Raw genomic sequence first — 23359 nt, 5'->3', positions numbered from 1 at the left:
CAGCATCGATTCCTCCCGCCCCAGGCCCCGGATGAAAGCGCTGCCCAAGAAGGATTTCCCGATCGAGCAAGCCCGCCGCTTCCTCGAACCCGGGCCAATCGTGCTGGTCAGCACCGCCTGGCGCGGCCAGCGCAACCTGATGACGATGGGCTGGCACATGGTGATGGGCTTCTCGCCGTCATTGGTCGCCACCTACCTGTGGAACGAGAACCACAGCCATGCGCTTGCACGCGGCAGCGGCGAGTGCGTGATCAACGTGCCCGGCGTGGAGCTGCTCGACACCGTGGTGGACATCGGCAACTGCAGCGGCCGCGAGGTCGACAAGTTCGCCCGTTTCGAGCTCGATGCGCTGCCCGCGCGCAAGGTCGGCGCGCCACTGGTCGGCCAATGTCATTCGTGCTTCGAATGCCGTCTTTACGACGACGGCCAGGTGCAATCGAGCAACCTGTTCATCTGGGAAATCGTGCACGCCCATGTCGCGCCCCGGCCGAAGCTGCCGCGCACGGTGCATTACCGGGGCGATGGGCAGTTCATGGTGTCCGGTACCGAAGTCTCGCGTCGACGGCGGTTCAAGCCCGACATGCTGTAATGCCAGCACTCCCCCACACGCAGGACCGCCGCGCATGACCGAACACCTCACCGACCTGGACGCCGCCGTCGACTGGTTGTTTGCGCGCGTGGACGGGCCGCTGCGGATCGGGGCACCGCTGGCACTGGGCAAGCCGCATCGGCTGCTCAATGCCCTTTACGCACGCGTCGAGCACGATCCATCGCGACCGCTGCAGCTGTATACCGCGCTGTCGCTGAACCCGCCGAAGGCGCGCGGCAACGGCCTGGAAGCGCGCTTCATGGCACCGTTCGCGCAGCGCCACTTCGGCGACGATTTCCCGCGCCTGGCCTATGCCGATGCAATCGCGCGCGACGCGCTGCCGACGCACGTGCAGGTGGAAGAGTTCTACATGCAGTCCGGCGCCCTGCTCGGTTCGCGGCAGGCGCAATCCAGCTATACCAGCCTGAACTACACCCACGCCGCCGATGCGGTCGCGCAGCGCGCGCCGCAGGTGATCGTGCAGAAGGTGGCGATGCGGCCGAACGATCGCCGGCTTTCGCTGTCGTGCAACAACGACATTACCCAGGACACGCTGGATGCGATGACCGCTCGCGGGCTGCCGCGTCCGTTGCTGATCGCCGAGATCGATCCGCAGCTGCCTTACATGGGGGGCTCGGCCACGGTCGATGTGTCGTTCTTCGATCTGGTGATTACCCCGCCGCCGCCGTATCCAGCGCTGTTCGGGCTGCCGCGGCAGCCGGTGGGCGATGCCGACTACGCCATCGGCCTGTATGCCAGCACCCTGGTACGCGATGGCGGCACCCTGCAGATCGGCATCGGTACGCTGGCCGACGCGCTCAGCCATGCACTGGTGCTGCGCCACACCGACAACGCGCGCTATCGCCGCGTGCTGCATGCGCTGGATCCGCAGCTGGCCAGCCACCCGCTGGTGCAGGAAATCGGCGGCGTGGAGCCGTTCGAGGTGGGCCTGTACGGCTGCAGCGAGATGCTCAACGAAGGCTTCCGCCGACTGGTGCAGACCGGGGTGATCAAGCGCAAGGTGCATGACGACCTGGCGCTGATGCAGCGCATCGAGAACGGCAGCACGCTGTCCATCGACCACGCCACCCTGGCTGCCGAAGGCGAATACCTGCACGGCGCGTTCTACCTGGGCTCGCCGGAATTCTACGAATGGCTGCGCACGTTGCCGGAAGACGAGTGCCGTGCGATCGGCATGCGCCGCATCAGCGAGATCAACCAACTGTACGGCGGCAACGAGACGCTGGAACGCCTGCAGCGCCGGCACGCGCGCTTCTTCAACTCCTGCATGATGGCCACCGCGCTGGGTGCGGCGGTGTCGGATGCGCTGGACGACGGACGCGTGGTGTCCGGCGTAGGCGGCCAGTATAACTTCGTGGCGATGGCACATGCCCTGCCGGAAGCGCGCAGCGTGCTGATGTTCCGCGCCGCGCGCGATGACAAGGGCCAGCGCGAATCGAACGTTCGCTGGAACTACGGGCATACCACCATCCCGCGTCACCTGCGCGACATCTACCTCAACGAGTACGGCATCGCCGACCTGCGTGGACTGACCGACGAGGACTGCGTGCATGCGATGACCGCGATCACCGAAGCCCCGTTCCAGGCCGACCTGCTGCAGCAGGCACAGGCCTCGCGCAAGCTGCTGGCAGCCACGCAACCGGATCCGGAGCGCCAGCAGCGCAACACGCCACAGGCGTTGGCGGAGGCGCTGGCACCGTTCCGCGCCGACGGCAGCCTGCCGGACTATCCGCTGGGCAGCGACTTCAACGAGATCGAGCAGGTGCTGGTGAAGGCGCTGGGCTGGCTGAAGGCCAACACGCAGACCCGCGGCGACAAGCTGCGCACCGTCTGGGCAGCGCTGCGCCAACCGGCTGGCGACGGCGATGCCGTGTACCTGCAACGCATGGGCCTGCAGGCACCGAAGGATTTCGCCGAACGCCTGGACGCACGCCTGCTGCGGCTGGCACTGGCGCGTACTGCCTGAGAAAAGGGGACGGAGGGGATTAAGTCGCATGTGCACAAACGACTTAATCCCCTCCGTCCCCTTTTTCTCATCCACGCATGGCGTGGATCTACCGCTCTATCCTCACTGCATCCTCAAGATACAGGCGGGCAATCGGTGGATGCGCTCGATGCTCGACCTGCCACAGGTCGTATGCCGCCTGCATCGCCAGCCACATGCGGGCATTGCCCAGACCTGCAAGCTCAAGGCGGAATGCGAGTTCCGCGGAGATGCCAGCGTGCCCGTTGATGATGGTCGACAGCTGTCCGCGCGAATAGCCAAGATGCTGCGCCAGCGCACTGATCGACATGCTGATCGCCGGCAGGATGTCTTCGCGCAGCGATTCCCCGGGATGCGGCGGATCATGCAACGGCATCGAGCAGACTCCTAGTGGTAATCGAGGTAATCGACCAGTTCGACGTCGAGCCCACGAAAGCGGAACACCAATCGCCAACTCGCCGAGACACTTACAGCCCAGTAGCCGCTATAGCTTCCGCGCAGGGGGTGCAGGCGATTTCCGGGCAGCCCCATGTCTCCAGGCAGCCGGGCCTGATCCAGCTGCAGAAGTAGACGTCGCAACCGAGCCACATGATCAGCACGGACTCCCGAAATGTCGCCCCGCTCATAGAGCGCTTTCAGGCCCTTGTGCCTGAAGCTGACGATCATGCGCCACCAGTGTAAGGCAACACCTTACACATCGCAAATACGCCATGGGTTTTCGCGCCGCTTTTGCTGTCCATGCCTACTTCTGAGGGAGCCTCGGCAGCCCTCCTTTTCGCAGACATCGCAGGTCAGATGAAGAGGCCAACGCGACAGCAGCACCGCCGAGCGGAGCGTGCCGGACAAAGGAAAAGGGGATGGAGGGGATTAAGTCGCATGTGCACAAACGACTTAATCCCCTCCGTCCCCTTTTTCCTGCGGCAAAGAAAAGGCCGGCGTGCGCCGGCCTTTCCTGCTTTACGTCGCGATGCTGTTTACAGCGACTTGGCCGCTTCCACCACGTGGGCGGTGGTGATGCCGAAGTGCTTGTACAGCTGGTCGGCCGGGGCCGAGGCACCGAAGGTATCGATACCGATCACGGCACCGTCCAGGCCAACGAACTGGCGCCAGAAACCGGTGACGCCGGCTTCCACGGCCACGCGCTTGCGCACGGCGTTCGGCAGCACCGATTCACGGTAGGCCGCATCCTGGCGCAGGAAAACGTCGGTGGACGGCATCGAGACCACGCGGGTCTTGAGGCCGGCCGCGTCCAGCTGGGCCTTGGCTTCGGTGGCCAGCGAGACTTCCGAACCGGTGGCGATCAGGATCACGTCCGGGGTACCAGCAGCATCGGCCAGCACGTAGCCACCGCGCTCGATCTGGGCGATCTGCTCGGCGTTGCGCGGCTGGTGCGGCAGGTTCTGGCGGCTGAACACCAGGCAGCTCGGGCCGTCCTGGCGGGTGATCGCGGCCTTCCAGCTCACCGCCGACTCGACCGCATCACACGGACGCCACACATCGTTGTTCGGGATGTAGCGCAGCGAGGCCAGGTGCTCCACCGGCTGGTGGGTCGGGCCGTCTTCGCCCAGGCCGATCGAGTCGTGGGTGTAGACGTGGATGGCGTGGGCCGGGATCAGCGCGCTCATGCGCACGCCGTTGCGGGCGTAGTCGCTGAACACCAGGAAGGTGGCATCGAACGGAATGAAACCACCGTGCAGGGCCAGGCCGTTGGCGATGGCGGTCATGCCGAACTCGCGCACGCCGTAGTACACGTAGTTGGCGTTGGCGTCGTCGCTGGCGACCGACTTGCTGCCCTTCCACAGGGTCAGGTTGGAGTGCGCCAGGTCGGCCGAGCCGCCGACGATTTCCGGCAGCAGCGGGGCGTAGGCTTCGATGGCCAGCTGCGAGGCCTTGCGCGAGGCAATCGTCGGGCCTTCAGCGGCCACCTGGGCGATGTAGGCATCGGCCTTGGCAACGAAGTCGGCCGGCAGTTCACCGTGCGAGCGGCGGGTCAGTTCGGCGGCTTCGCCCGGGTACTGGCTGGCGTACTTGTCGAACAGCTGTTCCCACTCGGCCTGGCGCAGGGTGCCAGCGCCATTGGCGCGCCAGCCGTCGTAGATCGCCTGCGGGATCTCGAACGGACCGTATTCCCAGCCCAGCTGCTTGCGGGTGGCTTCCAGTTCGTCCTTGCCCAGCGGTGCGCCGTGGCTGGATTCCTTGCCCGCCTTGTTCGGCGAACCAAAGCCAATGGTGGTGCGGCAGCAGATCAGGGTCGGCTTGTCGCTCTGCGACAGCGCGGCCTCGATGCCGGCCTTGATGCTTTCCGGGTCGTGGCCATCGACGTCGCGGACCACGTTCCAGCCATAGGCCTCGAAACGCTCCGGGGTGTTGTCGGTGAACCAGCCTTCGACGTTGCCGTCGATGGAGATGTGGTTGTTGTCCCAGAAGCAGACCAGCTTGTGCAGGCCCCAGGTACCGGCCAGCGACGCCGCTTCATGCGACACGCCTTCCATCAGGCAGCCATCGCCCATGAACACCCAGGTGCGGTGGTCGACCACTTCCAGCTCCGGGCGGTTGAAGCGCTGTGCCAGCAGCTTCTCGGCCAGGGCGAAGCCCACGGCATTGGCGAAACCCTGGCCCAGCGGGCCGGTGGTGGTTTCCACGCCCGGGGTCTCGTGGCGTTCCGGGTGACCGGCGGTGTGGCTGCCCAGCTGGCGGAACAGCTTCAGCTGCTCGATCGGCAGATCGTAACCGCTCAGGTGCAGCAGCGCGTACTGCAGCATCGAACCGTGGCCGTTGGACAGCACGAAACGGTCGCGGTTGAACCAGTGCGGATTGCTCGGGTTATGGCGGAGGTAGTCGTTCCAGAGGACTTCGGCGATGTCGGCCATGCCCATGGGCATGCCGGGGTGGCCGGACTTTGCGGTTTCAACCGCATCGGCGGCAAGGAAGCGGATGGCGTTGGCCAACTGGCGACGGGTAGGCTGCGTCATGGTTCTGTCGGAATCGGGAGGCGGCCGCGGACGTGCGGGCGGCCTATTGTCCCATAGTCGCCGGGCGGGGGGTCAGTTCACCTTGCCCGGTAATGCCGGTCGCTGGCCGGCAGTTGCGCAGAATTCAATGAAGATCATGAAGCTGCCGGCCAGCGGCCGGCACTACCGCCCCCGGAGTCCGGGGGTGCGCCATAGGCGCGGGGGTGTGGAGGCCGGTAAGGGGGGCCCACGATTCGCATCGCGAAACGTGGGAGCGGCAGCGCGCATGCGATGACGCGTACCCGGCCAGCGGCCGGCACTACCGCCCCCGGAGTCCGGGGGCGGGAATACGGACTCAGTCCTGCTGCGGGCCCAGCGCCGGGCCATCGTGCGACTCACCCTTGGCCACCAGCGTGGTCAGGGCCAGATCGCCGGTCACGTTCAGGGCGGTACGGCACATGTCCAGGAAGTGGTTCACGCCCAGGATCAGGCCGATGCCCAGCGGGTTCACGCCCACCATCGCGCAGATCATCGCCACCACCGGCAGCGAGCCCGACGGCACACCTGCGGTGCCGATGCCACCGAGGATGCAGACCGCCATCACCATGATCTGCTGGCCGATGCTCAGGTCCACGCCGAAGAACTGGGCCAGGAAGATCACCGTCACACCTTCGAACAGCGCGGTGCCGTTCTGGTTGGCGGTGGCACCCACGGTCAGCACGAAGCGCGACACGCGCTGCGGCAGGCCCATCTGGTCGGCCACGCGCAGCGCGGTCGGCAGGGTGGCGTTGCTCGACGCGGTGGAGAACGCCATCACCGTCGCTTCCTGGGTATCGCGGAAGAACGACAGCGGCGAGCGACCGGACAGCCACACGGCCGTACCGTAGGTCACCACCATGTGCAGGCCGAGTGCCAGCACCACCACGCCCACGTAGGCACCGAGGCGGATGATCAGATCGAAGCCGAACAGCGCGGCCAGGTTGAACATGAAGCAGGCCACCGCATATGGGGCCAGGCGGATGACCAGGTTGATCAGGGTCATCGAGATTTCGAACACGCCTTCGATGGCGCGACGCAGCGGGGCGACCTTCTCGTTGTCGGTCAGCACCATGCCGATGCCGAACATCAGCGCGAAGAACATCAGCGACAGGATCGCGCCGTTGTCAGACGCGGCCTGCAGCACGTTGCTCGGCACGATCGACAGCAGCATGTCCATGCCCTTCGGCGTGCCATGGATGCCCGCGACAATCTCCTTGCTGCGTTCGGCGTTCTCCGACAGCATCATCGCGGCGACCTGCGGATCCACGCCGGCGCCCGGCTTGAGCAGATTGACCAGCACCAGGCCGATGCCCACGGCAATGCCGGACAACAGCACGGTATACGCCAGGGTCTTCCAGCCGATGCGGCCGAGGGCGCGGATGTCGCCCATCTCCGACACGCCCATGATCAGCGCCGAAAAGATCAGCGGCACGATCAGCATGAAGATCAGGTTGAGGAACAGGCCCGACGCCGGGGTGGTGATGTAATCCATTACCCACTTGGCACCGGCCTGCAGACCATCGACGCTGCCACCCAGGGCGTGCACGATCAGTCCCAGGACCAGGCCGATCGCAAAGCCGATGCCCATCTTCCAATGCAGGGGCAACTTCTTCTTGTCGGCAGCAGCTGCTGTCATGCGCGGGTTTCCTCGAAAAATGAATGCACTCTAACAAAGCGCGCAAGCGGCGCCGGTTCAGGTTCGCCGCGGCGGATACAGCGGCGCCAGGCCAGTGTCAGCGGTCATCGCTGCCGCCGACCAGTGCGGTCCGTCACGGAAGACCTCGCGCAGGCGCGTGCGCAGCGGCGCCAGATCACCCTGCCCGCCCCAGCGCGCCTGCTGCAGGTCCTGCAGTACCTGGCGCTGGGCTGCATCCTCAAGCCGCGCGATGACCTGTTCGATGCGTTCGACACCGGCCATCGCACACAGTTGTGCTTCCACCTGGTCAAACCCTTCACCATCCAGCGCGCGGCGCAGTTCGGCCACGCCGGCACGTCCGCTCGCCACAGTCGGCACAGAGGGCTTGCCAGCTGCAGGCGCCACTGCCCGCGGGCGACGGCCACGCTGCCAGCCCCACAACAGGGTCAACAACCACAGCAGCGCCAGACCGATGGCCGCCGCCATCCACGGCCACGGACGCTCAGCCAGGCCGCTGGCGCGCGGATCGGTGGCCGCGATACGGGTGTCCTGGCCATCGCCACCCGGCAGCGCAGCATCGGTGTCGATCGGCGGCAGCGGCGCAGGTGAAGCACTGCCACCGCCATTGCCGGCTGCGACAGCCAGTGTCAGGTCCGGCAGCTTCGCTTCCTGTGCCTTGCCATTGCGCACGTCCCACCACGGCAGGTGCGGCCCCGGCACCACCAGCGAACCCGGCTGGCGTGGAACGATCGAATAGCGGCGGGTGATCTTCAGCCGCGGCGTGCTGCCATTGAAGGTCTCTTCGTACTGCGCGGGTTCGGCAAACACCTGCGCGGCGCTGCCGACGTCGGGCACCGGCAGGTCGGTGAACTGTGCGCGGGTGGCACCTTCGGCAATGGCCTCGACCACCACGTTGGCCGCCTCACCGGTACGGGCGCTGGTCGGTGCACTGGTGTAGCGCAGCTGCAGGCCCTGCAGCGGCAGCCATGGCTGCGGCGCCTGTGCCGGCTGAGCCTGCACCTGCAACGTGCGATCGGCGCCGGTGGCATTCATGCGCCCGTCGCCGCCGCCGAAGAAGTCGTCGAAGAAGCCACCGGCACTGCGCCCACTGAAACGCGCGCCGGCCAGCCGAAGTGCACCGCTGCGCTCGGGGATCAGCAGGAAGCGGCGCTCGACCACGTTGTAGCGGCGGCCGTTGACCTGCCGCACATCGGTGCGGTCGTCGCCCACGCGCTGCAATGACGCACCTGCCGGGGTATCCAGCACCAGTTCGCCGGAGGCCAGCTGCGAGGCGAAGAACAGCCGCACCACCACGCCTACGCTCTGCTGCACATACGGCGTCTCGTCATCGACAGCGGTCTCGATGAACGCCACCGCATTGCTGTCGGGGCCGGCCACGGCAGCGGCATCCACCTGCAGGGTCAGCGGCGCGGTACGTACGCTGCCCACCTGCAGGCCCGGCACCACCAGTGCACCGCTACGCCGTGGCGTGAGTGCCACGCCATACAGATTGCGCTGCTGCATGCTGCCGTTGCTCCACTCCACCTGGCGGCTGCTGGTCTGCCCGCTGAGGTCGAAGTCGGTGCGCAACGGTGTGAAGTCGGGGGCGCCCTGGTCGCTCTCGACATTGAGCGTGACCGTGTCGCCCATCGCGATGCGGTCGCGGTCCAGCCACGCGCGCGGCTGCGCCCAGGCCAGCAGCGGCAGCCACAGCAGCAGCGCCGCCAGTACCTGTCGGGGCCAGTGCCCGTGCATGTTGATCGCCCGCGTCATCGCCCTTCCCTCTTCCTGCGTTCGTTTTCCAGCTGGAACTTGGCCCGCAGCAATGCGCCCGGATCATCCGGCACGCGCCGCATCCACGCCTCCACCGCCTGTTGCTCCTCGCGCTGGCGCGCAGTGGTGCCGTCGCTACCTGGCACGGGTTTGCCATCCTGTTCGCCCTTGCCCTCGCGTGCCTGCTGCATGGCCTGCTGCATGCGCTGGCGCTGCTGCTCATCAGCCTGGGCCTGCACCTTGGCATCCTCCACCTGCGGTGGCGCCTGCTGTCCATCGCGGCCACGCTCGCCGGGCTGAGGCGTCGACGGCGCGTTGTCGTCACCCGCCTTGGGCTGCCCCTGCTGGCCCGGCTGCGGCTGACCCTGCCCCGGATCCTTCTGGCCCTGCTGCGGTTGCTGGCCCTGCGGGTTCTGCTGGCCCTGTGAATTGTTCTGCTGCTTCTGCTGCCCGTTCTGCGGTGGCTTCTGCTGATCCTGGCCTTTGCCACCCGATTGCTTGCGCTTGCGTGCGGCATCGACCACGGCACGGTTGGCGACCGCATCGGCCATGCCGGGATGCAGCGCCAACGCGCGGTCGTAGGCGGCAATGGCTTCGTCGTAGTTGCCCTGGCGGGCCAGCGCATTGGCCAGGTTGTACCAGCCCGCATCACTGTCGATGCCCTCGAACTGCTTGCGGGCACTGGCGAAATCGCCGTTGCGGTACGCCTGTGCACCTTCGGCCAGACGCTGGTGCTGCACCTGGTCGGCGCGCTTCCACAGCGTGCCCTGCGCCGGCGGCGCAGCCGGCCCAGCGGGCGCCTGTGCCTGCACATCACTCATCCATGGCAGCAGGCCCACCGCCAGCACCGCTGCCAGCAGCGCGCGGCGTCGGAAGGCGAGCAGCGCCAGCAGCATCACCGGTGGCAGCAGCCAGAATCCTTCATCGCGCCATTGCTTGCCCTCGCCGGGCCGCTGCGCCGCAGTACCTTCGCGTGCATCAAGTACGCCCAGCGCACGCAGGTCACTGTCATCGGCGGCGATGCGGGCATAGCGGCCACCACCTGCGGTGGCCACCGCACGCAGGCTGCCTTCGTCCAACGCAGCCTGGCGGATCTGCCCACTGCCATCCCGGTACGCCGCACCAGCGGACGTACCCAGGCCCAGTACCGACACCTGCAGGCCGAGGCTGCGCGCCTGCGCTGCGGCCAGCGCCGCTTCACCATCGGCCTGATCGCTGACCAGCAGGATCTGCCCCCGCAATGCCCCGATCTGGCGCATCAACCGCGTCGCCCAGTCGATACCGCGGTCGGCACGCTGGCCGTCGCGTGGCATCACATCGGGCGACAACGCGTCCAGATACAGCGCGACATTGCTGCCGTCGTCGGTCAGCGGCGCCACGGTGTAGGCATCCTCGGCGTAGACCACCAGGCCCACCTGGCCACCCAGGCGGGCACGCAGCAGTTCGCCCACTTTCGCCCGCGCCTGCAGCAGGCGCGACGGCGGCAGGTCGGTGGCATTGATCCGGCTGGACAGATCCAGCACGACCAGCAGCGGTGCGCTGGCCTGGAACATCGGCTGTGCCTGCTGCCGCCAGCTCGGCCCGGCCATGGCCAGCGAAGCCAGCGTCCACCCCAGCAACACGGCCCAGGGCTGGCGTGCACGGCGGCGTTTGCCCGCAGCCAGCAGATGCGGCAACAGGTGGGCATCCACCGCTGTTCGCCACACATCGCTGCGGCGCTGCCGGTACAACGCCAGCGCGAGGATCAGCGGCAATGCCAGCAAGGCCCACAGCCATTCCGGGCGCAGGAAGTGCAGCGCGTTCCAGTCAGGAAGATTCGAAGCAAGCGCGATCATCGGCGACGCTCCGGCCACAGCCAGGCCAATGCACCCAGCAGCAAGGCCAGGCCCAATGGCCACGCATAGCGTTCTTCGCGCGGCCGCAGGCTTGGCCCCTTCGCAGTGATCGGCTCCAGCAGGTCCAGTTCGGCATAGATGCCGACCAGCTGCGCGGTATCACGCGCGCGGAAGAACTGGCCACCGGTCATGCTGGCAATCTTCTTCAAGGTGGCCTCATCGACCGGGTCCTGATCGGCGGAAATGGGAATGCCGAACAGGCGCATGCTGCCACCGCCACCAAATGCAACGGTATGGATGCGTACACCTTCGGCGCGGGCCACTTCCGCCGCACGCAGCGGTTCCAGCACGCCGGCGTTGCTGACGCCGTCGGTCAACAGGATCAGCACGCGCTGCCCCTCCGGTTGGCTGCGCAGGCGTTTCACTGCCAGGCCGATGGCATCACCGATGGCCGTCTCGCGCCCGGCCAGGCCGACCACACTGTCGCGCAGCTGGTCGCGCACGCTGGCCAGATCGGCAGTAAGCGGCGTAAGCGTGTAGGCGCGGTCGCCGAAGATCAGCAGGCCGATGCGATCACCGGCGCGGCGGTCGAGGAAGTCGGCCAGCACCGCCTTCGCGGCAGTGAGGCGATCCACCGCCTGGCCGCCCAGCACCATGTCGCCCTCGCCCATGCTGCCAGACACGTCCATCGCCAGCATCATCTGCCGGCCCTGCTGCGGTGGGGTGATGGCCTCGCCCAACTGCTGCGGGCGCGTGAGCGCGATGCACAGCGCACACCAGCCCAGCCACAACAGCAGCGTGCGCAGCCACGACACATCAACACGGCCGCCACCGGCCAGCGCTTCCAGTTCCGTCGCCGCATAGGGCACGCGCAGCGCAGCGCCGGGATCGGCACGACGCTTCCACCAGCGCATCAGCAACGGCAACGGCAGCGCCAGCAGGGCCAGTGGCCAGGCCAGCTGCAGGTCCGGCCATGGCCAGTAACTTGCCAGCAGGTTCATCGGCGCCGCTCCAGCAGCATGGTCAGGTAGCGCTCGCGCGCCCAGCTGCGCAGCGCCTCTACATCGTTGACGTCCACCCGTGGGCGATAGGCACCTTCCGCCAGCAGACTGCGACGTGCCGCGGGCAGCGTGCCCTTCGGATCCACGCGCTGCCACCAGGCGTCATCGCGCAGGGATTCACTGCCGGGCTGTGCCTGGCGTGCAGCGCGACGCAGCAGTCCTGCGATCGCCGCCAGTTCGGCAGCAGCATCGGCGGTGGTTGCCAGCTCCTGATCGAACAGCTGCAACCAGCGTTGGCGGCGTCGGCGGCGCTGCCACCACAGGAAGTCCATCGCCACCAGCAACAGCAGCACCACGCCGCCGATCATCAGATAGCCCGGTGCCGGTGGCCACCATGATGGCGCCGACGGCAGCTGCACATCGCGCAGCGGCAGGTTGGCGCTCATGCCGGCACCTCGGTGGGGGATGGCGCCAGCCAGGCATCGCTGGGCGCATCGGTGGACAACACCTGCACATCGACGCGGCGCGCTCCCAGCTGGCGTCGCAGTTCCTGCAACGGTTCAACGAAGTGGGCCTGCCAATGGGCCTGCACCTCGCTGCGGCGCAGGTCGAGGCCGATGCGCTGCTGCAGGGTCTGGAACTGCAGCGCGGCTGACGGAGGTTGCAGTTCCAATGGATCGACCAGCAGCACCAGGCTGAGGTCATGGTGCTGGGCCAGCGCACTCCAGCGCGCCGGCGGAATACGGATGGCCTGCTGCGGATCGGCCAGCACCAGCACACGTGCACCCGGGCGCAGGACGCGACCGGCATGGTCCAGCGCGCGCTCCAGGCCAAGGTCATCGGCCGGGGGCTGCGCATACCAGCGGGTGAGCGCATCCAGCACGCGCAGCACGCCGCGCGGGCCTCCTGCCGGGGCGATCGGTGGTTCACGGTCGCTGCCCCGCAGGGCGCCGATGCGATCGCCACGACGCTGCGCCGACCACGCGGCGACGGCGCCCGCACGTGCGGCCTGCACCGATTTGAAGCGCACGCGGGTGCCGAAGTACAGCGACGGCGAGGTATCGGCCACGATCAAGCTGACCCGCTCGCGTTCGGCCTGGAACAGTTTGGTGTGGGCACGACCGGTCCGTGCGGTCACCCGCCAGTCGATATGGCGTGCATCGTCGCCGGCCACGTACTCGCGTGACTCGGCATATTCCATGCCACGCCCACGCAGCGGTGACGGGGCCTGCCCGGCGTTGCCGGCACGGCCACGGCGTGGCGGCGGCGGTCGCTGCGCAAGGCGGCGCAGGGCCACCAGTTCGGCCAACTGTGGGCGCAGCCCGTCACCGCCGCTGACGGAGGAGGCGTGGTGCAGGGATGGATCGGTCATGCGCAGGCTCAGGGTGCCGGCACCCGGGCCAGCAGCTCCTGCACCAGGCGTTCGCCATCCCAGCCTTCGGCAGTAGCTTCGTAGCTGGGCAGCACGCGATGGCGCAGCACGTCGGCGGCAACCGCTCGCACGTCATCGGGGGTGACGAAATCGCGGCCGGCCAGCCAGGCGCGCGCACGTGCGCAGCGTTCCAGTGCGATGGAACCGCGCGGGCTTGCCCCCCAGGCAATGCGGCGGCCAAGGCCAGCGTCATAGCGCGTCGGATCACGCGAGGCCAGCACCAGCTCGATCAGGTAGCGTTCCAGCGCCGGCGCCATGTGCAGGTCCAGCACTTCGCGGCGGGCATCGAACACATCCTGCATCGGCAGCTTCTCCGGTGCCGGCGCGGCTTCGCCCAGCGCGCCACGGGCGCGCTCGCGGGCCAGGCGCAGGATCTCCGATTCGGCGGCCTGGTCCGGGTAGCCGATGCGCACATGCATCAGGAAGCGATCCAGCTGTGCTTCCGGCAGCGGGAAGGTGCCTTCCTGCTCGATCGGGTTCTGCGTGGCCATCACCAAGAACAGCGGCGGCAGCGCGTAGGTGTGGCGGCCAACGGTGACCTGGCGCTCGCCCATCGCTTCCAGCAGTGCCGACTGCACCTTGGCTGGCGCGCGGTTGATTTCATCGGCCAGCAGGATCGGGTGGAAGATCGGGCCAGGTACGAATTCGAAGCGACCTTCCTGCGGGCGCCAGATCTCGGTGCCGGTCAGATCGGCCGGCAGCAGGTCCGGGGTGAACTGCACGCGGGCGAAGTCAGCTTCCAGGCGCGAGGCCAGCGCGCGGATCGCCGTGGTCTTGGCCAGGCCCGGAGCGCCTTCCACCAGCAGGTGGCCATCGGCCAGCAGCGCGATCAGCAGGCGTTCGACCAGTGCCGCCTGGCCGACGATCTCGGCCGACAGGGCATCGCGCAGCTGGGTGAAGGCGCCATGCAGGCGGGAGGTGGCCGGCGCGGGCGGCGGCGAGACGGTTTCGGGCATCGGCGGTGGCAGGTTCATGGGGGCCTTTGACCGGCGCGGGACGGCACGGGTTCCCGACATCATCGCAGGGTGCCCTGCGATTGGCATCAAGAACGGCTGAACGGCCCATCCACGCATGGCGTGGATCTACTGGACATGGGCGGCGTGGATCTACTGGCAGAAACGCAGAAGGGCCGCGCATGGCGGCCCTTCTGCGTTTCGCGGGTGGCGCGGGCTCAGTTCTGCTTGGCCACACGCAGCACCTTCGGCGTCACGAACACCAGCAGCTCGGCCTTGTCCTTGTTGCGGCCGCGCCTCTTGAACAGGTTGCCCAGGAACGGCACGTCGCCCAGGAACGGCACCTTGTTGATGCTGCTGCGGTCGGTGAACTCGTACACACCACCGATGACCACGGTCTGCCCATCCTCGACCAGCACCGCGGTGTTGACTTCGCGGCGGTTGATCGACGGCACCGTGCCGTAGCCCTGCAGTTCGATCAGGCGGTCGACTTCGTCCTTCTTCACCTGCATGTTGAGGAACACGCGGTTGTCGTTGGTGATGGTCGGGGTCACCCGCAGTTCCAGCACCACTTCCTTGAACTGCACGTTCGGGGTGGACCCGGCGCCACCGGCAGCACCGGTGCCGCTGATGGTGACGTAGCCGATTTCCTTGCCCTGCTTGATCATCGCCTCGCGCTGGTTGGTGGTGACCACACGCGGGTTGGAGATCACCTCACCCCGCGACTCTTCCTGCATGGCCGACAGCTCCACGTCCAGCAGGTAGCCTGCATTGAGGATCGACAGCGCCAGTGAGCCAGGGTTGTTGGCCGCGGCTACCGGCAGGCTCCAGTTCAGGCCACGGGTAATTGCCGACCCCGTCGGCACCGGCGGCGGACCGACGCGACCGCCCGTAATCCAGTCACGTTCGGCCTTGGCATTGTCCTGTGCCGCCTTGACCTGGGATTCGCGGGTCAGGCGATTGGATTCCAGGTTGCCGCTGAAATACACGTTGTCGCGGCTGCCGCTGATGCCGAACTTCGCGCCCAGCTCGCGGGCGAAGGTATCGGTGGCGATGACGATGCGGCTTTCGATCAGCACCTGGTCGACCGGGCGATCAATTACACCGATCAGTTCACGCATGCGCGCGATCTTCTTCGGGATGTCGCTGATCATCAACGTATTGGTGCGCTCGTCGGCGACGATGCGACCACGCGGCGAAAGGAAGCCACTATCCTCCTGCGATGAACTGCCTCCATTACCGCTGTTGTTGTTACTTCCGCCGATGCCCTTGGCCTCGGTCAGCGCTTTGAAGATTTGCGTGGCGCTGTGGTAGTTGATCTGGACGTAATCGGTGACCAGGTCTTCGCGGTTCTCGATGGCGATGCGCGCGTCTTCCTTCTCCTGCTCGAACTTGGCCAGCTCAGCCTGCGGAGCGACCCAGATCACGCTGCCATCGCGACGCTTGTCCAGGCCCTTGGCGCGCAGCACGATGTCCAGCGCCTGGTCCCACGGCACGTTGACCAGGCGCAGGGTCACATTGCCCTGTACCGAATCGGACGCCACCACGTTGAGATTGGATTCCTCGGCGATCAACTGCAGCACGGTGCGCACCGGCACGTCCTGGAAGTTGAAGGTCACCGGCTTGCCGGTGAAACCGCGCTGACCGACAGCCTTGGCAGCCTGGGTGACGCTGCCGGCGGTGACTGCACCGACAGCGGCCGGAGCCTGCCGCGGGCTGATCTCCACCACGTACTCGTCGCCGCTCTGGTAAGCCAGCGACTCCACCGCACCACCGGTGCTGAGCACCAGCTGGGTACCGGCACCGGACGGCTTGGCGTCGATGCGCTGCACCGGCGTGGCGAAGTCGGTGACGTTCATCGGCTTCTGCAGGTTGGCCGGCAGTCGGGCATTGCCGACATCGACCACCACGCTGTTGCCCTGCGTACGCAGGTCCGGGACCGCGCCCTGGCCGTCGAACTGGACGATCAGGCGCCCGGCGCCATCATCGCCGCGCTTGAAATCGATCTTGGCCACCGACAGGCCCGCCGGCGCTGCCGCCGGTGCCACAGTGGCGCCCACCGGCTTCTCGGCCGGTGCGGCGGCCAGCGCCGGAGCGCAGGCCAGCATCAGCGCGACTCCCAACGCGCTGACACGGTTCAAGGTAGAGCGCCGGATGGCACGCAGCCCCTTGGCTTGGTGAAAGGTCATCGTGCTATCCCCAGTAAACGATCATTGATCTTCAAGCGAGAGCGTTGCCGGCCGTTCCAGCCAGCCACCCGCGCCATCCGGCACCAGTTCGATCAGCTCCACGTGGTCCTCGAAGACCGCCGTGACCCGCCCGTCGCTCTGCCCAAGGTACCCACCCGGGCGTACCCGGTAGGTCACCTTGTCCGGCCCCATCACCAGCGCCACGGTGGCGGCGCCGGTGCCAATGGTGCCGACCATGTCCAGCGCGTCCAGCGGGAAGCCTTCCAGCGGCTCCTTGCGCCGGTTCGGATCCGGACGCAATCCGCCATTCCCCTGCTGCGGATTGGTCCAGGCATCGGTGAACGGGTCGCGCAGACCCTGTGCGGAGTATTCGAAGGTTTCGAACTGCTGCATCACCGGCAGCGGCTCCAGCGGCTGCGCCGGTCGCGCACGCTCGCCTTCCACCCACTTTTCAAGGTTCGGCGCATCACCCGGCGTGCTGGTCACGCCGCGGCCACAGGCGGCCAGCAACAGGACCGCCAACGCCACTGCACTGCGTGCGATGTACGTGCGCATCACTTCTTGCCCCCCTTGCCGTTCTTCTTTTTCGCTTCGGCATCGGCGACAGCCTGCTGCGCCTGTACTTCCGTCTCGTCCAGGTAGCGGTAGGTCTTGACCGTGCCGGACAGCTCCAGTGCACCGCCGCGGACGTTGCCCTTGGTCTTGTCCTTGGGCTTGAGGTTGATGTCGTGCATGGTCAGGATGACCACGCGCGGCAGCGACGCCACGCCACTGACGAAGGCACCGAACTGGTGGTAACTGCCCACCATGCGCAGCTTGATCGGCTTTTCGGCGTAGAACTCCTTGACCTGCTCCTGCTCCGGCTCGAACAGCTCGTTGGTCAGGCCGCTGGACAGCGCGGTCTGCGAGATGTCGATGATCAGGTCAGGCATTTCGGTCTTGCTGGGCAGCTGCCGCAGCATCTGCTGCAGCACCTGTTCCATCTGTGCCAGCTGCTGCTTCAGCGGCGTCAGGTTCACCGCGCGTTCCTGCTGCTTGGTGAACTCAGCACGCAGGTCGGTTTCCTTCGATTCCAGGCCGGCCAGTTCCTCGCGCTTGCCACTGATCAGCAGCATCCACGCAACGAACATGATCACCAGCGCCAACAGCGAGCAGAAGACAATCTTGGCCTTCTGCGGCCAGTTGCCGATGTCGTTGAAATCCAGGTTCTTCAGATCGATTTTCTGGCTCATGCGCGATCCCCCTGCAACGGGGCGTTGAAGGCCTGCGGCGGCTGCGCCAGGCGGCTGCCCTCGGGCTTCGGCGCAGGCTTGGCAGCCGGTGCTGCCGGCTGGTTCGGCGCGGCCGGGGTGGCAGCAGGTGCGTTGACCGGAGCGGCGGCGGGTGCGGGTGCAGCCGGTGCAACAGCGGGCTGGCCTGCGGCCGGTGCAGCGGCTGCCGCTGCATCCGGACCGGCTGCAAGCGGTGCCACTGCGGGCGCGGCCGGCGTTGCCACCGAACCATCCGCGTTGAGGCCTGGCGTACCGGCCACTTCCTCACTCTGTGCCGGCAGCTTCACCTTGACTACGAACACATAGGGCAGCGCCTTGATGTCGGCCAGCGGGCCAACCTTGCCGTCCTTGTCCTTCTCGGGATCACGCGCTTCGATGATCGACAGTTCCGGGTTGGTCATCCAGCCGGAGGTCTCCAGGTTGCGCATGTACGCCGAAACACGGGCGTTGGACTGGGTGCGGCCTTCCAGGGTCAGCACGTCGCCTTCCTGCTTCAGCGCGGTCAGCACCAGGCCATCGGGAATCGTGCGCACCAGCGCATCGAACAGGTGCACCATCTGCGAGCGCTTGGCCTGCAGCTCCTCGATCACCTTCTTGCGGGCCAGCAGGCGTTCCTTCTGCGCATCGAGGCGGTCGATCTCCTTGTTCTGTTCCTTGACCTTCTCGATCTCGGCTTCCAGATAGGCATTGCGGTCCATCTGGCCGCTCACCTGGCGGTCGTAGTAGAACCAGATCACCAGCGACAGCAGCAGGCCACCGATCGCGGCCATGCCCAGCATTGCGTAGAACTCGCGCTGGCGTTGCTTGCGCCGCTCGGCGCGCCAGGGCAATAGATTGATGCGTGCCATCAGTCGAAGCTCCTCAGCGCCAGACCGGTTGCGATCATCAGCGCGGGGGCATCCTGGGCCAGCGCATGCGCGTTCACCTTCGGCCCCAGGGTCATCTGTGCCAGCGGGTTGGCCACCACGGTCGGCACGCCCAGCTGTTCCTCGACCATTTCCGGCAGACCACCCAGCACGGCGCAGCCACCGGCCAGCACGATGTGATCAACGCGGTTGAACTCACTGCCTGCATAGAAGAACTGCAGCAGGCGGCTGATCTGCTGGACCGTGGCTTCCTTGAACGGCTCCAGCACTTCCATCTCGTAGCTTTCCGGCAGGCCGCCCTGGCGCTTGGCCAGGCCGGCCTCCTCGTAGCTCAGGCCGTAACGGCGCATGATCTCGTCGGTCAGCTGCTTGCCACCGAACACCTGTTCGCGGCTGTACAGGCTGCGGCCGCCGCGCAGGACGTTGAGTGTGGTCATGGTGGCGCCGATATCGACCAGCGCGACCACGCCCTCGATGGACACCGGCAGCTCACTGGCGACCAGGGCATAGGCGTTCTCGACCGCGAAGGCCTCCACGTCCATCACCTTGGCCTGCAGGCCACCCAGTTCCAGGGCCGACTGGCGCAGTTCCACGTTCTCCGAACGCGACGCGGCCAGCAGCACCTGGACCATTTCCGGGTTGTTCGGGATCGCCCCGATCACCTCGAAGTCCAGGTTCACTTCCTCGATCGGGTACGGAATGTAGTTGACCGCTTCCAGCTCGATCTGGGCTTCCATGTCATTTTCGTCGAGCTCGGCCGGCATCGGGATCACCTTGGTGATCACCGCCGAACCGGCGACGGCGGCAGCGGCCAGTTTGGCCTTGCTGCCCGAGCGGTTCATCGCGCGGCGGATGGCCTCACCCACGGCCTCCACTTCCACGATGTTCTTCTCCACCACCGCGTTCGGCGGAAGAGGTTCCACAGCGTAATGTTCCACACGAAAACGGTTGCCACTGCGGGACAGCTGCAAAAGCTTTACCGCAGTCGAACTGATGTCGACGCCTACAAGCGGCGACTGACTTTTTGGGATGAGCCCCACGGTTTCTCCCCTGCCGACGGGCACTTGGACGCAAGACCTGCGCCCGAGCATTAATAACGTATTCTTAGCAAATGGCAACGGCCCTGCTGTGAAGTCCCTCACGGATTCACCATGCAGCCCCTGACTGTTCCCCTTGCGCTCCCCGGTGACGACCCCAGCCGCCACCTTGCGTAATCTATACTCTGCGACCACGAAATTCGCAATCGGAATCTGAACCCGATGACTCGACTCCGCCGCTGGCTGCGCTGGATCTTCCTGATTGTCCTGGTCCTGGCGCTGATCGGCGCGGCCGCTGTGGGCGGTCTGTACTACGCCGTGTCCTCCAAGCTTCCCGACGTGCAGACCCTGCGCGACGTGGAAATGCAGGAGCCGATGTACGTCTACGCTGCCGACGGCAAGCTGATGGCCGTGTTCGGCGAGACCCGGCGTACCCCGATCACCATGAAGGACGTGCCCGAGCGCCTGAAGCAGGCGTTCCTGGCCACCGAGGATGCCCGCTTCTACGAGCATGGCGGCGTGGACTACATGGGCATCGGCCGTGCGGTGTGGCTGCTGGCCACCACCAACGACAAGCGCGTGCCGGGTGGCTCCACCATCACCCAGCAGGTGGCCCGCCAGTTCTTCCTCAGCTCCGAGTACAGTTATACCCGCAAGTTGGCCGAGATCCTGCTGGCGCGGAAGATCGAGTCCGAGCTGAGCAAGGACGAGATCTTCGAGCTGTACCTGAACAAGAGTTTCTTCGGCAACCGCGCCTACGGCGTGGCCGCTGCTGCCGAGTTCTACTACGGCAAGAAGCTGAACGAGCTGGACCTGGACGAGATGGCCTCGCTGGCCGGCATCCCCAAGTTCCCGTCCTCGGGCAACCCGATCTCCAACCCGGAACGTGCCCGCCAGCGCCGCGACAACTACGTGCTGCAGCGCATGGCCGACCTGAAGTTCGTCAGCCAGGCCGAGGCCGACGCGGCCAAGGCCGTGCCGATGCACGCCACCGCGCATGAGCCGCCGGTGCAGGTCGATGCCCCCTACGTGGCCGAGCTGGTGCGCCAGGAAATGATTGCCCGCTTCGGCGGCGATGTGGTCAACAAGGGTTACCACGTCACCACCACCATCGATGCCACCCTGCAGACCGCCGCCAACCAGTCGGTGCGCGACGGCCTGCTGCTGTACGACCACCGCCACGGCTGGCACGGCGTGGAGAAGCAGGTGCAGGTGGGTGCCGGCGAAGACGCCGCCGCTCTGGCCGAGCACCTGCGCGGCATGTACGGCCAGGCCGGCCTGCTGCCGGCCATCGTCGCCAGCACCGGCGCCGATGGCAGCGCCACCGTGGTGCTGGCCAACCGCAGCGAGATCGTGCTGCCGGCCGGTGCTGCCAAGTGGACCAACAAGACCCCGGGCAAGCTGGTGCAGCGCGGCGACATCGTGCGCGTGCGTGCCGGTGCCAAGGAAGGTGAGTGGTTGCTGGACCAGATCCCGCGCGGCCAGTCCGCGCTGGTCTCGCTGGATGCCCACAACGGCGCCCTGAAGGCGCTGGTCGGTGGCTTCAGCTTCTCCGGCAACAAGTTCAACCGCGCCACCCAGGCCCGTCGCCAGCCGGGTTCGAGCTTCAAGCCGTTCGTCTACGCGGCCGCCTTCGACAAGGGCTACAACCCGGCCTCGATCGTGCTCGACGCCCCGGTCGTGTTCCGCGACCGCCGCGGCAAGACCTGGGCCCCGCAGAACGACGGCGGCGGCTTCCGCGGCCCGATGCGTCTGCGTGAAGCGCTGGTGCAGTCGCGCAACCTGGTCTCGGTGCGCCTGCTTGATGGCATGGGCGTGGACTATGCGCGGAAGTACATCAGCGAGTTTGGCTTCGCCGAATCGGAACTGCCGCCGAACCTGTCGATGTCGCTGGGTACCGCCTCGCTGACCCCGCTGTCGGTGGCCCGTGGCTACGCCGTGTTCGCCAATGGTGGCTCGCGCGTGGACACCTGGCTGATCGACCAGGTCAATGACCGCGACGGCAACCTGGTGTTCAAGGAAAACCCGGCACTGGCCTGCCGCGACTGCGCCGGCAGCAGCGACCAGCCGGTGAACCAGGTGGTGGACGGCTTCAACTTCGGCGCCCCGGCCCCGAAGGTGGACCCGGCCGCTGCGGCCAAGGCCGAAGCCAAGACCGAGACCCCGGCCGCGCCGGTCAACCCCGATGCCCGCACCGCCCCGCGCGCGATCGACGCCCGCACCGCCTACCAGCTGGTGTCGATGATGCGCGACGTGGTCCAGCGCGGTACCGGTGCCCAGGCCAAGGTGCTCGGCCGCGAGGACGTGGGCGGCAAGACCGGCTCCACCAACGACCACCGCGACGCCTGGTTCTCCGGCTTCGGCGGCCCGTACGTGACCACCGTGTGGGTGGGCCGCGACGATTTCCGCTCGCTGGGTTACCGCGAATACGGTGGCAAGGCCGCCCTGCCGATCTGGATCGACTACATGCGCACCGCGCTGAAGGACACCCCGATCGCACAGAACGAACCGCCCAGCGGCATGGTCCAGGCCACCCTCAACGGCGCCACCGAGTGGGTGAAGGTGGAAGACATGGACCGCCTGACCGACTACGACCTGAACCTCAATACGCCGCAAGCCGACGCCGCTGCGTTCGACATCTTCTAAGAGGCAGGTGGGGGTGGGTGCCAACCTTGGTTGGCACCGATGCGGCTCCGGTAGAGGCCAACCTTGGTTGGCACACCGATACAGCCCCGGTAGACGCCAACCTTGGTTGGCGCCCTGTGCCGACCAAGGTCGGCACCTACCAAAGCGTTGGTGGGTGCCAACCTTGGTTGGCACCGATGCATCCGCCGGGCACGGCCCCGCGCTGCCCTGGTAGATGCCAACCTCGGTTGGCACCGATGCGGCTCTGGTAGCTGCCAACCTTGGTTGGCGCCCCGTGCCGACCAAGGTCGGCACCTACCAAAGCGTTGTGTGGGTGCCAACCGTTGGTTGGCATCTCCGCGCCATACCCACGCAGATGTCACATCCGTGCGCTAGTCTGTAGCCAGGTCGCAACAGGGAGTCATCGCATGCATCGCGCCCGTCAGCATGCTGCCAGCCAGACCCGCGAGCGGCGCCACCGCCTCGCCCACGAAGCCGCCCGCCTGATGGCCGAAGGCGGCATCCGCGACTACCACCAGGCCAAGTTGAAGGCCGCCAGCCGGCTCGGCATCCACGACGATGCCTCCCTGCCCCGCAATACCGAGATCGAAGACGCCCTGCGCGAGTACCAGCGGCTGTTCTCCGGGCCCCAGCACGACAACGAACTGCAGCGCCGCCGAGAGGCCGCAATGCGTGCGCTGGAGTTCCTGCACGGCTTCTCCCCGCGCCTGGCCGGCCCGGTGCTGGAGGGCACCGCCGATGCCAACAGCCCCGTGCAGCTGCACCTGCACAGCGACGACCCGGAAGCCGTACACCGCTTCCTGGAAGACCACCGCATTCCGGCCGAGTCGCGCACGCGACGCCTGCGGATGGACCGCGAGCGCATCCTGGACGTACCGGTCTGGGTGTTCAGTGCCGAGGAACTGACCTTCGACCTGGCTGTGCTGCCGTACGACGCCCTGCGCCAAGCCCCGCTGTCGCCGGTGGATGAAAAGCCGATGCGGCGCGCGTCTGTGGCGCAGCTGCGGCAGCTGCTGGCCGAAGCGGAGATCACCGCGTACATCGGCGGGTGACGGTAGCGCAGCGGTGCCTGCCTTGGGTGGGTGCGGACCGTTGGTCCGCACGGTGCTTCGGGCATTTCGATGGCTGAGCGGAGA

19 protein-coding genes are annotated in these 23359 nt (G+C 66.9%); 4 read left to right on the top strand and 15 right to left on the bottom strand.

What is annotated here, in order from left to right:
- Window positions 1-31 precede the first annotated feature (31 nt).
- Both EKL94_RS07065 and EKL94_RS07060 read left to right on the top strand, forming a co-directional pair.
- The gene (locus tag EKL94_RS07065; protein WP_126928544.1) at window positions 32-589 is read left to right on the top strand and encodes a flavin reductase family protein; all 558 of its coding nucleotides are present in this window, start codon (window positions 32-34) and stop codon (window positions 587-589) included.
- Between the two features lie 34 nt (window positions 590-623).
- Window positions 624-2576 (top strand): acetyl-CoA hydrolase/transferase C-terminal domain-containing protein, encoded by a 1953-nt coding sequence (locus EKL94_RS07060; RefSeq protein ID WP_126928543.1) that lies wholly within the window; start codon window positions 624-626, stop codon window positions 2574-2576.
- Window positions 2577-2664: 88 nt separating this feature from the next.
- Here the strand turns inward: EKL94_RS07060 and EKL94_RS07055 are convergent, their stop codons facing one another.
- The 15 genes from EKL94_RS07055 to EKL94_RS06985 form a co-directional block, all read right to left on the bottom strand.
- Window positions 2665-2970, bottom strand: coding sequence for a HigA family addiction module antitoxin (locus tag EKL94_RS07055; RefSeq protein ID WP_014038309.1), 306 nt, complete (start codon window positions 2968-2970; stop codon window positions 2665-2667).
- An 11-nt stretch (window positions 2971-2981) separates the two neighbouring features.
- Window positions 2982-3260, bottom strand: a complete 279-nt coding sequence (locus tag EKL94_RS07050) for a type II toxin-antitoxin system RelE/ParE family toxin (RefSeq protein WP_032962148.1) — start codon at window positions 3258-3260, stop codon at window positions 2982-2984.
- A 308-nt stretch (window positions 3261-3568) separates the two neighbouring features.
- Window positions 3569-5566, bottom strand: coding sequence for a transketolase (tkt, locus tag EKL94_RS07045; RefSeq protein WP_126928542.1), 1998 nt, complete (start codon window positions 5564-5566; stop codon window positions 3569-3571).
- A gap of 334 nt (window positions 5567-5900) precedes the next feature.
- Complete coding sequence (locus EKL94_RS07040) at window positions 5901-7220, bottom strand: dicarboxylate/amino acid:cation symporter (protein ID WP_126928541.1); 1320 nt, start codon at window positions 7218-7220, stop codon at window positions 5901-5903.
- A gap of 57 nt (window positions 7221-7277) precedes the next feature.
- Window positions 7278-8993: a BatD family protein gene (locus EKL94_RS07035; protein ID WP_126928540.1), complete on the bottom strand. Its 1716-nt coding sequence runs from the start codon at window positions 8991-8993 to the stop codon at window positions 7278-7280.
- Window positions 8990-10828 carry a tetratricopeptide repeat protein gene (locus EKL94_RS07030; protein WP_126928539.1) on the bottom strand — a complete coding sequence of 613 codons (1839 nt, stop codon included), beginning with the start codon at window positions 10826-10828 and terminating at the stop codon, window positions 8990-8992. Before EKL94_RS07030 ends, EKL94_RS07035 begins: the two co-directional genes overlap by 4 nt.
- Window positions 10825-11829 (bottom strand): vWA domain-containing protein, encoded by a 1005-nt coding sequence (locus EKL94_RS07025; RefSeq protein WP_126928538.1) that lies wholly within the window; start codon window positions 11827-11829, stop codon window positions 10825-10827. The genes EKL94_RS07030 and EKL94_RS07025 overlap by 4 nt, the downstream gene beginning before the upstream one ends.
- Window positions 11826-12275: a DUF4381 domain-containing protein gene (locus tag EKL94_RS07020; RefSeq protein ID WP_126928537.1), complete on the bottom strand. Its 450-nt coding sequence runs from the start codon at window positions 12273-12275 to the stop codon at window positions 11826-11828. The genes EKL94_RS07025 and EKL94_RS07020 overlap by 4 nt, the downstream gene beginning before the upstream one ends.
- Window positions 12272-13201, bottom strand: coding sequence for a DUF58 domain-containing protein (locus EKL94_RS07015; RefSeq protein ID WP_126928536.1), 930 nt, complete (start codon window positions 13199-13201; stop codon window positions 12272-12274). Before EKL94_RS07015 ends, EKL94_RS07020 begins: the two co-directional genes overlap by 4 nt.
- An 8-nt stretch (window positions 13202-13209) precedes the next feature.
- Window positions 13210-14235, bottom strand: coding sequence for an AAA family ATPase (locus tag EKL94_RS07010; protein WP_126928535.1), 1026 nt, complete (start codon window positions 14233-14235; stop codon window positions 13210-13212).
- Window positions 14236-14432: 197 nt separating this feature from the next.
- Complete coding sequence (locus tag EKL94_RS07005; protein WP_126928534.1) at window positions 14433-16403, bottom strand: type IV pilus secretin PilQ; 1971 nt, start codon at window positions 16401-16403, stop codon at window positions 14433-14435.
- 21 nt (window positions 16404-16424) lie between these two features.
- Window positions 16425-16958: a pilus assembly protein PilP gene (locus EKL94_RS07000; RefSeq protein ID WP_019659994.1), complete on the bottom strand. Its 534-nt coding sequence runs from the start codon at window positions 16956-16958 to the stop codon at window positions 16425-16427.
- Window positions 16958-17635, bottom strand: coding sequence for a type IV pilus inner membrane component PilO (locus tag EKL94_RS06995; protein WP_126928533.1), 678 nt, complete (start codon window positions 17633-17635; stop codon window positions 16958-16960). Before EKL94_RS06995 ends, EKL94_RS07000 begins: the two co-directional genes overlap by 1 nt.
- Entirely contained in the window at window positions 17632-18522 is an 891-nt protein-coding gene (locus EKL94_RS06990) for a PilN domain-containing protein (RefSeq protein ID WP_126928532.1), read from the bottom strand. The genes EKL94_RS06995 and EKL94_RS06990 overlap by 4 nt, the downstream gene beginning before the upstream one ends.
- A complete protein-coding gene (locus tag EKL94_RS06985) occupies window positions 18522-19580 on the bottom strand; it encodes a pilus assembly protein PilM (protein ID WP_010484061.1) in 1059 nt (352 codons plus the stop codon). The genes EKL94_RS06990 and EKL94_RS06985 overlap by 1 nt, the downstream gene beginning before the upstream one ends.
- 219 nt (window positions 19581-19799) lie before the next feature.
- On the opposite strand from EKL94_RS06985, the gene EKL94_RS06980 reads away from it, so the two are divergent.
- A complete protein-coding gene (locus EKL94_RS06980) occupies window positions 19800-22223 on the top strand; it encodes a penicillin-binding protein 1A (RefSeq protein ID WP_071229171.1) in 2424 nt (807 codons plus the stop codon).
- A gap of 407 nt (window positions 22224-22630) precedes the next feature.
- Window positions 22631-23275, top strand: coding sequence for a hypothetical protein (locus EKL94_RS06975; protein ID WP_126928531.1), 645 nt, complete (start codon window positions 22631-22633; stop codon window positions 23273-23275).
- Window positions 23276-23359 lie beyond the last annotated feature (84 nt).

Origin of the sequence: Stenotrophomonas maltophilia, from assembly GCF_003970865.1 — a bacterium.
Classification (GTDB): Bacteria; Pseudomonadota; Gammaproteobacteria; order Xanthomonadales; family Xanthomonadaceae; genus Stenotrophomonas; species Stenotrophomonas maltophilia_AR.
This window is presented reverse-complemented; position numbering and strand designations above follow the sequence as displayed.

Bases quoted from the DNA above. Each gene is read 5' to 3' on its own strand.
- EKL94_RS07065 (WP_126928544.1), top strand. From the start codon at position 32: ATGAAAGCGCTGCCCAAGAAGGATTTCCCGATCGAGCAAGCCCGCCGC.
- EKL94_RS07060 (WP_126928543.1), top strand. From the start codon at position 624: ATGACCGAACACCTCACCGACCTGGACGCCGCCGTCGACTGGTTGTTT.
- EKL94_RS07055 (WP_014038309.1), bottom strand. From the start codon at position 2,970: ATGCCGTTGCATGATCCGCCGCATCCCGGGGAATCGCTGCGCGAAGAC.
- EKL94_RS07050 (WP_032962148.1), bottom strand. From the start codon at position 3,260: ATGATCGTCAGCTTCAGGCACAAGGGCCTGAAAGCGCTCTATGAGCGG.
- tkt (WP_126928542.1), bottom strand. From the start codon at position 5,566: ATGACGCAGCCTACCCGTCGCCAGTTGGCCAACGCCATCCGCTTCCTT.
- EKL94_RS07040 (WP_126928541.1), bottom strand. From the start codon at position 7,220: ATGACAGCAGCTGCTGCCGACAAGAAGAAGTTGCCCCTGCATTGGAAG.
- EKL94_RS07035 (WP_126928540.1), bottom strand. From the start codon at position 8,993: ATGACGCGGGCGATCAACATGCACGGGCACTGGCCCCGACAGGTACTG.
- EKL94_RS07030 (WP_126928539.1), bottom strand. From the start codon at position 10,828: ATGATCGCGCTTGCTTCGAATCTTCCTGACTGGAACGCGCTGCACTTC.
- EKL94_RS07025 (WP_126928538.1), bottom strand. From the start codon at position 11,829: ATGAACCTGCTGGCAAGTTACTGGCCATGGCCGGACCTGCAGCTGGCC.
- EKL94_RS07020 (WP_126928537.1), bottom strand. From the start codon at position 12,275: ATGAGCGCCAACCTGCCGCTGCGCGATGTGCAGCTGCCGTCGGCGCCA.
- EKL94_RS07015 (WP_126928536.1), bottom strand. From the start codon at position 13,201: ATGACCGATCCATCCCTGCACCACGCCTCCTCCGTCAGCGGCGGTGAC.
- EKL94_RS07010 (WP_126928535.1), bottom strand. From the start codon at position 14,235: ATGAACCTGCCACCGCCGATGCCCGAAACCGTCTCGCCGCCGCCCGCG.
- EKL94_RS07005 (WP_126928534.1), bottom strand. From the start codon at position 16,403: ATGACCTTTCACCAAGCCAAGGGGCTGCGTGCCATCCGGCGCTCTACC.
- EKL94_RS07000 (WP_019659994.1), bottom strand. From the start codon at position 16,958: ATGCGCACGTACATCGCACGCAGTGCAGTGGCGTTGGCGGTCCTGTTG.
- EKL94_RS06995 (WP_126928533.1), bottom strand. From the start codon at position 17,635: ATGAGCCAGAAAATCGATCTGAAGAACCTGGATTTCAACGACATCGGC.
- EKL94_RS06990 (WP_126928532.1), bottom strand. From the start codon at position 18,522: ATGGCACGCATCAATCTATTGCCCTGGCGCGCCGAGCGGCGCAAGCAA.
- EKL94_RS06980 (WP_071229171.1), top strand. From the start codon at position 19,800: ATGACTCGACTCCGCCGCTGGCTGCGCTGGATCTTCCTGATTGTCCTG.
- EKL94_RS06975 (WP_126928531.1), top strand. From the start codon at position 22,631: ATGCATCGCGCCCGTCAGCATGCTGCCAGCCAGACCCGCGAGCGGCGC.